The organism is Paraburkholderia aromaticivorans (genome assembly GCF_002278075.1).
Classification (GTDB): Bacteria; Pseudomonadota; Gammaproteobacteria; order Burkholderiales; family Burkholderiaceae; genus Paraburkholderia; species Paraburkholderia aromaticivorans.
The window spans coordinates 113,459-126,862 of the sequence record NZ_CP022994.1 but is presented as its reverse complement, the minus strand read 5'-3'; the positions used below and the strand labels follow the sequence as shown (position 1 = coordinate 126,862).

The following is a 13,404-nucleotide window of genomic DNA, read 5'->3' as shown; positions in this document are numbered from 1 at the left end:
GGGAGATCAACATGCACACCTTGACCCTTGAGCAGTTGCGGGCCACCACCGACGCCGGCGGCGTTGCGGGTGTCACGCTCAAAGCGCAGGGCGGCGCCTTTTACGTACAGGTCGACACGCGCAATGGCGGGGAAGCCGTTCTTGCGAAGGCCCGCAGCAGCGAGCCGCGCGGCTTCGGCAATCCAGCACAGGCGCTGACGTTGCTCCGGGGCCTCGGTCTCGCCGTCGGCTCGTTCGATGTGAAGGACTGGAACCCGGAAGACAGATCGACGGCGCGAACGCGGCCTGACCGTGCAGAAGCATTGAAGCGAACGCACGAAGCTGCCGAGTACGACAAATGGTTTCGAGCAGAAGTCGCACAAGGGCTGATTGAGGCGGACGACCCGAACACGCAATGGGTATCGAACGAAGAAGCCGAAGCGGGTTGGGAGAAAAAGCGCGCTGCATTGCTTAAGCGAATCGAAGGGGGAGCCTCTTGATAATCCAGTGGCTTCCAAACGCGATTCGTGCCCGTGATAACCAACTCGATTACATCGCCGAGAGAAATGTACGAGCCGCTATCGACATAGGCGATAGCATAAAACAGCAGGTGCGTCAGCTTTTGCAACACCCCGAAATGGGACGCCTCGGTCGCGTCAAGGGCACACGCGAACTCGTCATCACTCGGGCGCCGTTCATCATCGTGTACCGGATAAAGCCGCGTGCTCGCCGAATCGAATTGATCCGCTTCCTCCACAGTGCGCAGCAGTGGCCGAAGAAGTGACGCACATCGAACAATCACCGAGAGGATCGACATGGAACTGAAAGTAAAGAATGCTGCCGGCGAAGTGCGCGCGATTGACATCGATGCGTACAACGCTGCGATTATCGCCGGCACCGACGGCTTCGTCATATCGCTGCTCGACAGTCTTACGGCCGACGAGTGCCGACAACTCTATCAATGGTGCGATGACCAAAAGCCAGCTCCAGGCGGCGCAATCGACATAAGCGCTTGGCCTGGCTGGAATGACACTGCGGCTCAACGGTTTCAGCACTTCGCTAACAAAGGTCGGAACTACAACCTGAACATCCAGACGGTGACGCAATCGTTCGTTCAGCTTGTCGTCGGCGCACCTGCCAGCGGCAAGTCAGTGATGATGAACACGTTCCCCATCACTGACCTAACTGCACCCGAATCGAAGGAGGGCAACTGACGTGAAGACAGTTGCACGGACGGGCGTCGCGATCCTCGCCCTTCTCGTAGGATTGCTTTTCTGTTTTGCAGCCGCGCGCGGCTACATGCAGCACAACACCATCGCTCTGCGGCCGCTGCTGTTCGGCTTAGTCGACGTGGTTGTCGCATGCGTGTTGCTGCGCAAAGCCTACACGGCCCGCAAGGCCCGGAGCATGACGCTATGACTACCTGGACTGACGAACAGCTTGCCGACTACGAGTGCGCGCTCGAAACGATCGGCAATGTAATCGCCTTGAAGGCGCGCGACATCGAAGAGGAAAAGGCGAAGTCCGCACCGGACGCCGACCGGATCACTGAACTGCGTCGACAGCAGGCCGAGCTCGCCGACGAACGCAGCCGTTTGCGCATCGGCAATCACGATGCCGTCGCGCGAGCCATCGAGCAGTACGGAAAACTCGTGCGCGCGAGCGCATGACTTGAGGCCACGATGACGGTCATCCACGACAACCGCCCGCGCGGGCTCTCGGTCGAAGAGGCGCAGCAAGCCGTCGACGAGTTCCTCGCCGAGTACAACGGGAACATCCCCGTAACCGCCGTCGTGCGCGCGACACAGGAGGAAATCTATGGACCCGAAGCATCCCGCGAAAAGCTCGGCTACCGCATCGACGGGGCATACCACCCGGCCCGACGCATCTTTACCCTTGCAGCTTCCAATATGGGTGACAAAGGGGCCGTCCGAAGAGCCTTGCGCCACGAGCTGCTCGGCCACTACGGGCTCAACACTTTCAACCCGGCTGAAAAGCGCGCTTTGCTCGATCGTGTTCTGGAAACGCGGCACGAGCCATCGCTGAGCCATATTTGGAAGCGAGTAGAACGCGATTACGCCTCGCTTCCAGATCTGCACAAAGCCGAGGAAGTGTTCGCCTTTGTGGCCGAGGAAGAGCGCAGCTTCGTCGGACGTGCATGGGATGGTGTGCGCGCGACGCTCCAGCGCGCCCTGCGCGCAACGGGTCTTTCGGACGGCCCGCTGACGCTCGCCGAGCTTCGCGACGCCGCGCGCGACATCGCCACGGGCATCCGCGCTGGCGATCGCCAGCAGCAGACCTTTCCACAGAGCGACACAGCACAGTTCCGGCTCGCCCCTGAAACGCACGCCGAGATCCTGCGCGACATCCAAACGCAAGCACTGGCGAGCACGAGGCCTGCCCAGCGGCCCGTCGCGATCATACTTGGCGGCCAGCCGGGCGCAGGCAAGGCAGGCCTCGCCAGTGCGGCGCTCGACGAGCTCGCCGGCAATGCCGTGAAGATCGACGCGGACGAACTCCGCAAGAACCATCCGGGCTACATCGCGCTGATGCGTGAAGACGACCGCACGGCCGCGGACCGGACGCACGGCGATGCGGGCCCGTGGGCCGTGAAACTGACGAGCGCCGCGATGACCGCGCGCCGCAATCTCATCGTGGACGGCACGATGCGCGATCCCGACAACCTCGCCAAGCTCTGCCGGAAGCTGCGCGACGCCGGCTACCGGATCGAGGCCCGCGTGATGGCTGTCAACGCGCTCGCGAGTCGCTTGAGCATCCACGAGCGCTACGAGCGCCAGGTGCAGGCCAACGGATTCGGCCGCTGGTCGAATCGCGACAAGCACGACGCGGCGTTCGTCGGCGTTCCGCTGACCGTCGAGAAACTCGAGGCCGAGCAGCTCGTCGACCGGATGACCGTGTTCGCGCGAAATAGCGACGAGCCGGTCTACGACAATCGCCTCGTCGCCGGGCAATGGGAGCAGCCACCGGCAGGCCGCGAACGTGTCGACGCCGAGCGCTCCCGCGAATGGCCATCCGCCGAGCGTCACCAGTTCGGCGGCAAGCTCGACGCGATTGCGCGTCGCATGGAGCAGCGAGGAGCGGGCGAAGCCGACTTCGCGTCGCTCGCCGAGCTTCGCGCCGACTTCGAGCGCGAGCACCCGGCCGACCGCCATGCGCCGCGCGTGCCGCATCGCGCCGCGCCGAAACCGGGAGGCTGACGCCGATATACGACACTCGCCGACATAGGCCGCATACGTAACAGAACCTGCCCGTATGGCCGTATGTTCAATACCTCTAGCCGTTTCGGACGCATTTTGTATAATGCCTATGATACAAACGGATAGAGGGCGTACATCATGGCGAAAAAACGGCAGCCGACCGACGATCTCAATCAGTTTTCATTCGATTTCGAATTCAACGAGACCGCCGACATCATCGACAGCCTGCAGGCTCAGATCGATGTCGACGAAGATCAAGGAGCACAGCATGCTTACCGGACAAACTCAGCCGCTGACGATCGCGGCCAAAATCCTCAAGCCGACGACGATCCAGGCCGTCCGGCGTTCGCCCTCGTATCACCTGCAGGGCTGGAAAATCCTCGACCGCTGGGCGTTCAACAGCCCGGAGAAACTGCGCTCGCTGGAAGCGCAGGGCGAGGTAATTCTGCTGGGCAGACTGCTCGAGCAGCAGACGATCGAGCACCAGGTCTTGAGCCGGTCGATCGACCAGAAGCAGAACGGACTGACGGAACACGAGATTCTGGCCAGCAACGAGATCAACACCGAGTTGTAACGCCGGTCGATTACACGATCACTGCGGCGGATCAGCTCGGCGAGGGCGGGGCCAAGGCCAAATATCGCGACAACATCGCTGCCTTGAAGCTGCTTATGCAGCTCCGCGAACAGGCTCGCGCCGCGACGCCCGACGAACAGGCGATCCTCGTGCGCTACGTTGGTTGGGGCGGTCTCCCGCAGGCGTTCGACCATCGCAACCAGGACTGGCAGGACCAGTACCTCGAGCTCGCCGCGCTCCTCCCGAAAGACGAATACGACCGTGCACGCCGTTCCACGCAGGACGCGCACTACACGTCGCAGATCGTCATCGACGGCATCTACAAGGGCCTCCAACGTATCGGCTTCGACGGTGGCCGGGTCTTCGAGCCGTCGGCCGGCATCGGCAACTTCGTCGGCCTCATGCCGGCGCCGATGCGAACCGCGAGCCATTTCACCGCGATCGAGCTCGACCCGCTGACCGCCGAGATCGCGCGTCATCTCTATCCGAGCGCGACGCATATCAACCGTGGCCTGCAGGACGTTGTGATTCCCGCCGGTCACTTCGACGCCTGCGTCGGCAATCCGCCATTCGGCACTCAATCGCTCTACGATCCGCACCATCGTGAGTTGGGCGGCTTCTCGATCCACAACTATTTTCTCGCGAAGTCGATCGACAAGCTCCGCGAGGGCGGGGTGATGGCCGTCGTCGTCAGTCGCTACTTCCTCGACGCGGCCAACACCGCGGCGCGCGAGCACATCGCCGATCGCGCCCACTTCCTCGGCGCGATCCGTCTGCCGAACACCGCATTTAAGCGCAACGCGCTCACCGAAGTTACGACCGACATCATCTTTTTCCAGAAGGCGGCCGCCGGCGATACTCCCGATCGCCGCTGGGTGGATGTCGGCGAAATACGAGACCACGAGACTGGCGAGGCGATCACGCTCAACCGCTATTTCGTCGACCATCCCGAGCAGATGGCCGGTCGCATGGCCATCACCAGCAAGATGCACCGCGACACGGCCGACCTGTTGCCGGAGGCCGGCGTCGATCTCGCCGACGCGATCGAGAAGCGCCTGCAGGCGCTGCCTGCTGACGTATATCGACCAGCGACCGATGTCGCTGCTGCGGTCGACGAACGCGAGGAGAAGCCGGCGCTCACGCTGCCCGACACGCTCAAGATCGGCTCGTTCTTCACCGCGCCGAACGGACGCCTCGCACGACGCCTGCCGGACATCCTCGACGAGCACGACTATGCCTACGTCGAACCGAAGAACGAGCGCGCCGGCGCACGCATTAAAGGCATGGTGCAAGTGCGCGAGGCGCTGCGCGACCTCATGCTGGCCGAGCAGTCTGAGCACGTCACCGACTTCGCACTGACCTCGAAGCGCACGACGCTCAATCGCGTCTATGACGAATTCGTGCGCAAGTTCGGGCACGTCAGCTCGCAGGCGAACCGCCTCGCCATGTCGGAAGATCCCGAGTATCCGCTGCTGCACGCACTCGAAAGCGACTACGACAAGGGCATCTCGCCCGAGACAGCGAAGAAGCACGGCGTGGAGCCGCGCCGGCCGAGCGCGAACAAGGCGGCGATCTTCTCGAAGCGCGTCATGAGTCCACGTAAGGAAGTCACGCACGTCGAGACGGCGAAGGACGCGCTTGTGGTGTCCATGAACGAGAGCGGCCGCATCGACCTCGCGCGCATGATGCGCCTAACGGGCAAGCCCGAGGACGAGTTGATTCGCGATCTCAAAGGGCTTATCTACCTGAATCCCGAGCGCGATCGCTGGGAGACGGCGGACCAGTATCTGACCGGCAATGTGAAAGCGAAGCTGCGCACGGCCGAAACGGCCGCCGGGCAGAATCCGCGCTACATCGAGAACGTCGACGCACTGCGCGCCGTTCAGCCCGCCGACATCGAGCCGGTCGATATCTCCATCCAGCTCGGCTCGACGTGGGTGCCCGACCAGGTGATCGGTCAGTTTGTCGGCCACTTGCTCGGCGACGTGAGCCGCCGCATCACGTATCAGGAAACGCTGGGCAAGTGGCTCGTCGACATCGAGCACGGTGATCGCACCACGGCACGCGTCACATGGGGCACCGAGGCATATCCCGCCAACGAGCTCATGGAGTCGATCCTGACGAACCGGCCGATCCAGGTCAAGGTCGAGGCCGGCAAGGACGCGAACGGGAACAAGATCTACCGCGTTGATGACGCACAGACGGCGGCCGCCAACCAGAAGGCCGACGAGATCCGGCAGGCGTTCCTCGATTGGGTGTGGGAGGACAAGGATCGCCGCGAGACGCTCGCCCGTATCTACAACGATCGCTTCAACACGAACATTCCGGCGAAGTACGACGGATCGCACCTGGACCTTCCCGGCGCGTCGCTCGACATCACGCTGCGGCCGCACCAGAAAGACGCTATCTGGCGCGGCATTCAGGACGGGACCGCGTTGTTCGATCACGTCGTCGGCGCCGGCAAGACGCTCGTGTGCGTCGGCACCATCATGGAGAGCAAGCGCATGGGCCTGATGTCGAAGCCCATGCTCGTCGTTCCGAACCATCTGCTGCTGCAATGGAAGGACGCTTTCTACTCGCTATATCCCAACGCGAACATTCTCGTCGCCGAAAAGAGCGACTTCAAGAAGGAGAATCGCGAGCGCCTGTTCGGTCGCATCGCAACCGGCGATTGGGACGCCGTGATCGTCGCTCACAGCTCGTTCAAGAAGATCGGCATGCCCGAGGATACGCTGCGCGAGTTGCTCGAGGAACAGATCGAGGACCTGAGCGACGCCATTACGCAGATCAAGGCTGAGCAGGGCGACCGGATCACGATCAAGGAGATGGAAAAGGCGAAGGAGCGCATGACCGAGCGCCTCGAGCGCAAAGCCGACACCGGCGCGAAAGACCAGGCGGTTAGCTTCGCCGACCTCGGCGTCGACTCGCTCTTTGTTGACGAAGCGCACGAGTTCAAGAACCTCTTCATCACGACGACGCTCAGCCGCGTGTCCGGACTTGGCAATCTCGCAGGATCGGAGAAGGCATTCGACTTGTTCGTGAAGGCCCGTTACCTGCAACAGCGCAACGACGGCCGCGGCGTCTTCTTCGCGACTGGCACACCGATCAGCAACACGATCGCCGAGCTTTACACCATGCAGCGCTACCTTCAGTACGACGAGCTCAAGGCGCGCGGCATCGTCCACTTCGATGCATGGGCCTCCACCTTCGGGCAGGTGGTCACGGGCTGGGAGCTTGATGCCACAGGCGTTAATTACCGTCTGAACAGCCGGTTCTCGAAGTTCCAGAACGTTCCCGAGCTCATCTCGCTGTACCGCACGTTCGCCGACGTTATCACGAAGTCGGATCTCGATCGCCAGGCCGCAGAACGTGGCACCCGCTTCCCGGTTCCGAAGGTCAAGGGCGGGCGGCCGCAGAACATCATCGTCGAGCGATCGGAGGCGCAAGCGCTGTTCATGGGCGTGCAGACGCCCGTGCTCGACGACAAGGGCGAGGCGGTCCTGCGCGGCGACGGCATGCCGCTGAAGAACTGGAACAGTGGCTCGATCATTCACCGGATGGAGAACCTGCCCAAGGACCCACGCGTCGACAACCCGCTCAAGATCACGAACGATGCACGCAAGGCCGGCCTCGACTTCCGCCTCATCAATCCGCACGCGGCCGACGACGCCGGCAGCAAGATCAACACGGCGATCGACAACATCTATCGCATATGGGAGGCGTGGAAGGACCGGAAGGGCACGCAACTCGTGTTCTGCGATCTGTCGACGCCAAAACTGTCAAAAAAAGCCGCGCCGATCGCGCCGGCGGACGGCGATGACGAGGGCGACGACGAAGCGCCCGCCATCTCGATGGACGAGTTGCTGGCCAGCAACGCGGACTTTTCCGTCTACGATGACATCAAGGCGAAGCTGATCGCGCGCGGCGTGCCCGAGCATGAGATCCGCTTCATCCACGAGGCGACGACGGATCTGCAGAAGGCGAAGCTGTTCGACGACATGAACCGCGGCCACTCGCGCATCATGCTCGGCTCGACTGCGAAGATGGGCGCCGGCACCAACGTTCAGCGGCGACTCGTCGCCGAGCACCATCTCGACGCGCCGTGGCGGCCGAGCGATCTGGAGCAGCGTGAGGGCCGCATTCTGAGGCAGGGCAACCTCTTTTACGAAGAGGACCCAGACGGCTTCGAGGTCGAGATTCTGCGCTATGCGACTAAGCAGACCTACGACAGCCGCATGTGGCAGACGATCGAATACAAGGCCGCCGGCATCGAACAGTTCCGTAAGGGCGACAGTCTCCAGCGCGTGATCGAAGACGTTGCGAGCGAAGCCGCCAATGCGGCCGAGATGAAGGCCGCCGCGACGGGCAATCCGCTGATCTTCTTGCAGGTGCAGCTCAGTGCCGATCTGAAGAAGGTCGAGGCACTGTTCTCGAACTACAAGCGCAATCAGCACAGTCTCGAAAGCCGCGTCGGTTGGCTGGCCGATGCCGACAAGCGTGCTGATCGCGCTATCGCGCGCTGGAACCGCGAGATCGAGATCCGCGATGCAGCAACGACCGAGCAGTTCCGATTCGAGACCAAGAGCCGCGTCTATGGTGAGAAGGATCGGGAGACGCTGCTGGGCGAGGTCATGTACGCGATGAAGAAGGCCGTCGAACGACGGGCGGTCGGCATTCTCGACCGACCCACCGAGATGCCAGTCGGCCGCTATCGCGGGTTCGACATCAAGGTCTACGCCAGTCGCGACGAAATCCAGTTCACGCTGACCGGTTCCGACACTTACGAGCCCGAGAACCTGAGCTACCGCGCCGAGGAGAAATTCAGCATCACGGGTTTCGTCCATCGGCTCGACAACTTCGTGGCGCGGTTCGAGGACTGGCGACAAGAGGCCGAGGAGACGCGCGAGAAAGAGCGTCGTGAACACGCGAAGGCCGTCGCGGAGCAGGGCAAGCCGTTTCCGCAGCAGGCGCGCCTCGAGGCGTTGCGCCAGGACGTGCGCGACGTCATGACCGAGCTGAAGCTGATGCAGGCCGACGACAACTACGTGTCGCAGTGGCAGCCGCAGTCGCGGACCACCGACGGCAATGCCGGCCAGCAGCAGGACAGGTTCCGCATGCGCGCATGACGGGCAGGCACAAGATGTTGTGTCCGACCAGCTGCACCTAGCCACAACATCTTGTGTCACAGCCGCCGCGATCGCGGCGGTTTTTTCTTGCCTGCAAGCAGGCGGGCAGGGCACCCACCCATCCCCCGCCTTCCCGCCCTGCGGGAAGGAGCGAGTCGCCCTCTGTCGTCAAGGGTGCGGGGGAGAAAACCCTTCCCCCACACCCTCGACTGGAGCGTCTATCCCGGCACGCCAGCCCGTCAAGGGCCGCTGCGCTGCCGTCCTCACCCGTTCAGTGCTCGACCTGGCCTGCGGCCAGCTCTGCGCTCCGCTGCGGCTTCCGGGCGTCCCCTTGACCGCCTGACATGCCTCAACACCCACCAAATATTTACGTAATTGTGCAATTGCGTATTTACGTATGTACGTAAGCGGGCTATAATATCTTCATGCAGTGACGGCCACGCCTCACCGCATCCCGGCCGGAACCACTGGCGGCTACCAGTCCCCGGCTATGTCGTTCACCGTCCCGTCTAGGAGCATTGGCATGAGCGCGAGTCTGTTCACACTGCATCATTGGATCGTAGTCCTAAGTTGCGCGTACATGGAGTACACGTACACGCCGTGGAACGGTCGCAACTACTACCGCCGCACGGTCGATTACGGCCGCGTCGTCTGGTGCTAACCAGACAAAAACTTCACTGATCGCATTGGCGGCTACCGATGCGATCGGTTCCTGCAACACCCACGTCTAGGAGCAACCATGCACATCAAGTTTCCGGTGCAGAAGGGCATGGCCCTCGCCGAGCTCGGCTACGGCGAAAGCCTGCTGGTTCCGTGCAACGATCGCACGGTGCAATCCGTCCAGTCGTCCATTCAATCGCTGTACGCGAAGAAGGGGCTCGCCTCCCGCGAGTTCTCTCAGCGCAAGGCGCTGCTGATCCTCGACGAGCACGTCCTGCCGGTGCCGGTCGTCATCGTCACCCGTCAACGTGCCGAAGTGCTCGAGGAGGTGCCGGCATGAGCAACCTCCTCGATTGCGTGAAGATCCGTGCGATGACGGCGGCCGACGCAGCGGCCGCGATGCGCACGCTGGCCAGCAAGATAGACGGCCAGGTCGGCATCGGCATTTGGGAAGGCTCGATCACGGGCACGCTGAGCGGGCAGACCTACGACGGCAACGACGGCAAGCACGTCGCCGTGTTCCACGACACCAGCTTGGTCGCACCGTTCGGCCCGCACGGCGACGCAGAGAGCGAGGCATGCGCCGCACTGTTCTGCCTTGCCGTGAAGCACGCCGAGGCGCTTGGCGGCCTCGTAGAAGCCGCACAAGCCGTTCTCGACTCGTGGGAGAAGGGCGATCTCGCCGCAGCCGTCCGCAGCCTGTCTGCGGGCCTGCAACGCGTCACTGAGTAGGGGAGGCCGGCATGTCCATCCGCAACATGCCGGTCGACCAGCGCAACGCGAGGCCGGCGCCGGGCCTCGTGATGCGCGTCGGCCTGCCGCATCGAGGCGGGAAGCTCGCCTTCCACGCTTTCAACAACGACTATCCGGTAATGGTGAGCGCTAACGCGTTCTGGAATCCGGCCACTCGTCGCTTTCACTTCCCGCAGGCCAGCGACATCGAGGAGCTCGACTTTGCCGTCGACAGCGCAGGCTTCACCGCGATGAAGCTCTGGCAGAGCAAGGGGCAGCAGCAGGGCATTGCCGGCATCTTCCCGTGGACTTACGCGCAGTACATCGAGTTCGCGACGTCGATCGGCGCGGCCTGGTGGGCGCAGCCGGACCTTTGCTGCGAACCCGAAATTGCACGGAATCAGGACGAGATCGACTACCGCGTCGACGCGACGGCAACGCTCCTCGAAGGTACGTTGCGCGTTGTCCATCACTGGCAGGCCGAGCTCGCGAAGACGTGCAGCCAGCGCGTCGTGATGAACCTCCTACAGCCGCCCGTGCCAGTCATTCAGGGCTGGTCGGCCAGCGATTACCTGCGCAGCCTCGATCTGCTCCTGCAGGTGTGGGAGCGTTGGCGGCCGTGGTATGCACCGCCGGCGCTGATCGGCATCGGATCTGTATGCCGACGCAGCCTGCACCACCCGACACATGGCTTGTTCGCGATCCTCGCGGCGCTCGAGGGGCATCTGCCGGCCGGGTCGCGCTTGCACATGTTCGGCGTGAAGGGGAGTGCGCTGTCGGAGTTGAAGATGTTCGACTTCGTCGCGTCGGCCGACTCGATGGCCTACGACTTCGGCGCGCGCATGACGGCGCGCAAACGCGGCGCGTCCAACAGCATCGCGCATCGTTCTGCGGAAATGAGCCGCTGGATGACGGCCGCGCAGGAGCGCCTGCGCCCGGCCGCCGGCGACCAGCTACGCCTGTCGTTCACCACTGACCAGTAAGGAACCACCATGAGCAAGGAACAACGCACTACGGCGTTTCGCACAGAACTGATCGCCCTCGTGAACTCCCACATCCGCGAGAACCAGATCATTCCCGAGGAGGTGGCCACCGTCTTCGCCGAAGAGGCCAAGGAGGCGCTGGACAGTCTCGCGTGGAAGCCGCACCCGCAGCGTGCCGCGAGCGAGCACCTGGTCGCGGCCGCCGCGTGTCTGAAGGACGGCCGCGTCATCCCGGTGCCGAACTTCGAGGGGTCGCTTGAGAAAACGGAAAATAAAGCACGTTTAGCCGGCGACGCCCTGTCGGAAAGGGCGTGGGCTACGGCGCGGCGAACGCTTCGTCCATCTGGCGGGAGCGTTTAGCCTCGTCGCTTAGCAGGTAGATCGAGGTCGTTGCGATAGAGGCGTGGCGCAGGTTGTCCCGCACGGTCGTCAGCTCCGCGCCGCGAGCAAGCGCATGGGTGGCGTGGGTATGGCGCGTCCAGTGGGGGCTGGCGCGATGCAACTTTTCAGCTAGTACGGGATAATCGGTGCCGATGACATCGGCGGCCAGGCGGAAAAAACCGCGCATCACGAACCACAGACGGGAACGGGTGATGCCCGTTGCTCCTTCCCCATCAAAACTCGCCAGTAGCGGGGCTTTCGGATCCCAGCGCCGCGGTGTCACTGGCAGATGCCTCTGGACGAGGTACTGTTCGAGTGCAACGCGCGCGAGTGGCGGCAAAGCCACCTTGCCGGGCTTGCCTCCCTTGCCCACGAGATTGAGCCAGTGGGCACCGCGTTCATCTATCCGGATGTCGCCAAGCCTCGCGCCGACAAGTTCGCTCGCACGCAGACCGGTTGCGTAGGAAAAGTCGAGCAGGAAGCGCAGCCGCTGCGCGGCGGGTGCTTCCCAGCCGTAGGACCATTCCAGTCCGTTGGCGATCGTGCGAAGCAGCCCCCATTCGCCTTCCGTGAAGCCGCGCGCCGTGTCAAGTGGCGCGACACGCGTTTTGCCACGCACCTTGATACCGGCAAACGGATTGGTAAGCACGTAGCGTTGCTCGATCAGCCAGCGAAACAGGGCGCCCAGCACGGAGAGTGCGTAGGCGGTCGAGCGGCCCGACAGGTTTCCAGAGAACGGGCGCCAGTCTGGGGCGCTGCGCGGCCGCGGCGGCCCGACCCACCGCTCGCGCGGACCGGGATGCCGCAGAAAGCTCCGATACGCGATCGCATCCTCTGTTGTGAGCGAGGACAGCGCCCGTCCACGTTCGACGATGGCCCAGAGAATCAGGCGTTCAGCCTCCTTGCGGTAGGCACGCTGCGTGGCAGGAGTTTCGTGCAACGCGAGCCACGCGTGAACCGCGTCATAGTCGTTGTTCGCGTCAAGCGCGCAGGCCCGCCTGGGCGCCCGGAAGCTGCCGTGCGAACCATCCACCTCGTGCGGCACCCTCAACTGCTCCCATGGGACGACGACGCCCGACGTGGTCACGGCAACCAGCGCGTGAGCGCGTTCCGTCAGTTGCGGATGGGCGGCAAAGAATGCCTCGATCTGCCGGGCACTGGTCTGGCCAAGTCCGCGCACCGTGCTCCACCAGCGGCGTCGACGCGGCACCCGCACGGTCAGGTCCGCGAGGGTCGCGATGCCATGCGCACGCAGCACGCGCGCCGCGCGCGGCGTCAGCCACAGGCCGATGTCATCGGCGATCTGCGGTTGTGGCATCGGCAACGCACGCAGGATTTCGATCGCGTGTGCGACCGCGCCTGCCCGGGCGAGCCGGTCACCAACAGGATGTTGCAGCAGATCAGCAAGATCGGCGCGCTGGCGTTCAACGGCAAGGTTGACAAGCTGACGGCGGATCGCGCCGATGATGCCGCGCGCCGATGCGCCCGGCGCGCGTGCGTGAGACAGGTAGCGGTCCACGGCGGCCCGCGAAGACAGGCCGGCATACCAGCCGCGCAGCGCCGCAAGCTGGTCGGCATCCGGAAACGCCAGCGGTTCGGTGGAGGCCGGGTGCGAGGCAGGCCAGGACTGACGCGTTTTCATGTTTGTCAGTTTAGTGAAAAAAGGCATCCATTGCGATAAGAAGGATTATGGCAATGGATCGTATTACACTGCTGTTTTTCTGAACCGTCAGTCCAGTGGAATCGGTGCT

14 protein-coding genes are annotated in these 13,404 nt (G+C 63.4%); 13 read left to right on the top strand and 1 reads right to left on the bottom strand.

From position 1 onward, the window contains the following. Nucleotides 1-11 precede the first annotated feature (11 nt). The 13 genes from CJU94_RS40185 (at nucleotide 12) to CJU94_RS40135 (ending at nucleotide 11,632) form a co-directional block, all read left to right on the top strand. Nucleotides 12-479: a hypothetical protein gene (locus tag CJU94_RS40185; RefSeq protein WP_007183052.1), complete on the top strand. Its 468-nt coding sequence runs from the start codon at nucleotides 12-14 to the stop codon at nucleotides 477-479. Then, nucleotides 476-763, top strand: a complete 288-nt coding sequence (locus CJU94_RS40180; RefSeq protein ID WP_007183051.1) for a type II toxin-antitoxin system RelE/ParE family toxin — start codon at nucleotides 476-478, stop codon at nucleotides 761-763. Before CJU94_RS40185 ends, CJU94_RS40180 begins: the two co-directional genes overlap by 4 nt. A 31-nt stretch (nucleotides 764-794) precedes the next feature. Next, a complete protein-coding gene (locus CJU94_RS40175) occupies nucleotides 795-1,193 on the top strand; it encodes a hypothetical protein (protein WP_007183050.1) in 399 nt (132 codons plus the stop codon). A gap of 1 nt (nucleotide 1,194) precedes the next feature. Continuing rightward, nucleotides 1,195-1,398 carry a hypothetical protein gene (locus CJU94_RS40170; RefSeq protein ID WP_007183049.1) on the top strand — a complete coding sequence of 68 codons (204 nt, stop codon included), beginning with the start codon at nucleotides 1,195-1,197 and terminating at the stop codon, nucleotides 1,396-1,398. Next, on the top strand, nucleotides 1,395-1,649 hold the full coding sequence (locus tag CJU94_RS40165; protein ID WP_007183048.1) for a hypothetical protein: 255 nt from the start codon (nucleotides 1,395-1,397) through the stop codon (nucleotides 1,647-1,649). The genes CJU94_RS40170 and CJU94_RS40165 overlap by 4 nt, the downstream gene beginning before the upstream one ends. A gap of 12 nt (nucleotides 1,650-1,661) precedes the next feature. Continuing rightward, the gene (locus CJU94_RS40160) at nucleotides 1,662-3,197 is read left to right on the top strand and encodes a zeta toxin family protein (protein ID WP_007183047.1); all 1,536 of its coding nucleotides are present in this window, start codon (nucleotides 1,662-1,664) and stop codon (nucleotides 3,195-3,197) included. Nucleotides 3,198-3,465: 268 nt separating this feature from the next. Further along, the gene (locus tag CJU94_RS42190; RefSeq protein WP_008344165.1) at nucleotides 3,466-3,771 is read left to right on the top strand and encodes a hypothetical protein; all 306 of its coding nucleotides are present in this window, start codon (nucleotides 3,466-3,468) and stop codon (nucleotides 3,769-3,771) included. Nucleotides 3,772-3,866: 95 nt separating this feature from the next. Next, complete coding sequence (locus CJU94_RS40155; RefSeq protein ID WP_232292951.1) at nucleotides 3,867-8,897, top strand: DEAD/DEAH box helicase family protein; 5,031 nt, start codon at nucleotides 3,867-3,869, stop codon at nucleotides 8,895-8,897. Nucleotides 8,898-9,420: 523 nt separating this feature from the next. Then, entirely contained in the window at nucleotides 9,421-9,558 is a 138-nt protein-coding gene (locus CJU94_RS41540) for a hypothetical protein (RefSeq protein WP_007183045.1), read from the top strand. Between the two features lie 78 nt (nucleotides 9,559-9,636). Further along, nucleotides 9,637-9,897 carry a hypothetical protein gene (locus CJU94_RS40150; RefSeq protein WP_008344351.1) on the top strand — a complete coding sequence of 87 codons (261 nt, stop codon included), beginning with the start codon at nucleotides 9,637-9,639 and terminating at the stop codon, nucleotides 9,895-9,897. Then, complete coding sequence (locus CJU94_RS40145; protein ID WP_028229442.1) at nucleotides 9,894-10,289, top strand: hypothetical protein; 396 nt, start codon at nucleotides 9,894-9,896, stop codon at nucleotides 10,287-10,289. The genes CJU94_RS40150 and CJU94_RS40145 overlap by 4 nt, the downstream gene beginning before the upstream one ends. 11 nt (nucleotides 10,290-10,300) lie before the next feature. Further along, the gene (locus CJU94_RS40140) at nucleotides 10,301-11,272 is read left to right on the top strand and encodes a deazapurine DNA modification protein DpdA family protein (RefSeq protein WP_095423991.1); all 972 of its coding nucleotides are present in this window, start codon (nucleotides 10,301-10,303) and stop codon (nucleotides 11,270-11,272) included. Between the two features lie 9 nt (nucleotides 11,273-11,281). Next, complete coding sequence (locus tag CJU94_RS40135) at nucleotides 11,282-11,632, top strand: hypothetical protein (RefSeq protein ID WP_244221235.1); 351 nt, start codon at nucleotides 11,282-11,284, stop codon at nucleotides 11,630-11,632. Here the strand turns inward: CJU94_RS40135 and CJU94_RS40130 are convergent. Further along, nucleotides 11,589-13,295: a phage integrase family protein gene (locus tag CJU94_RS40130; protein ID WP_046565383.1), complete on the bottom strand. Its 1,707-nt coding sequence runs from the start codon at nucleotides 13,293-13,295 to the stop codon at nucleotides 11,589-11,591. The two genes, CJU94_RS40135 and CJU94_RS40130, sit on opposite strands and share 44 nt — an antisense overlap. Nucleotides 13,296-13,404: the final 109 nt, after the last annotated feature.

Coding starts and splice junctions, on each gene's coding strand:
- CJU94_RS40185 (WP_007183052.1), top strand. CDS start 12: ATGCACACCTTGACCCTTGAGCAGTTGCGGGCCACCACCGACGCCGGC.
- CJU94_RS40175 (WP_007183050.1), top strand. CDS start 795: ATGGAACTGAAAGTAAAGAATGCTGCCGGCGAAGTGCGCGCGATTGAC.
- CJU94_RS40165 (WP_007183048.1), top strand. CDS start 1,395: ATGACTACCTGGACTGACGAACAGCTTGCCGACTACGAGTGCGCGCTC.
- CJU94_RS40160 (WP_007183047.1), top strand. CDS start 1,662: ATGACGGTCATCCACGACAACCGCCCGCGCGGGCTCTCGGTCGAAGAG.
- CJU94_RS42190 (WP_008344165.1), top strand. CDS start 3,466: ATGCTTACCGGACAAACTCAGCCGCTGACGATCGCGGCCAAAATCCTC.
- CJU94_RS40155 (WP_232292951.1), top strand. CDS start 3,867: ATGCAGCTCCGCGAACAGGCTCGCGCCGCGACGCCCGACGAACAGGCG.
- CJU94_RS41540 (WP_007183045.1), top strand. CDS start 9,421: ATGAGCGCGAGTCTGTTCACACTGCATCATTGGATCGTAGTCCTAAGT.
- CJU94_RS40150 (WP_008344351.1), top strand. CDS start 9,637: ATGCACATCAAGTTTCCGGTGCAGAAGGGCATGGCCCTCGCCGAGCTC.
- CJU94_RS40145 (WP_028229442.1), top strand. CDS start 9,894: ATGAGCAACCTCCTCGATTGCGTGAAGATCCGTGCGATGACGGCGGCC.
- CJU94_RS40140 (WP_095423991.1), top strand. CDS start 10,301: ATGTCCATCCGCAACATGCCGGTCGACCAGCGCAACGCGAGGCCGGCG.
- CJU94_RS40135 (WP_244221235.1), top strand. CDS start 11,282: ATGAGCAAGGAACAACGCACTACGGCGTTTCGCACAGAACTGATCGCC.
- CJU94_RS40130 (WP_046565383.1), bottom strand. CDS start 13,295: ATGAAAACGCGTCAGTCCTGGCCTGCCTCGCACCCGGCCTCCACCGAA.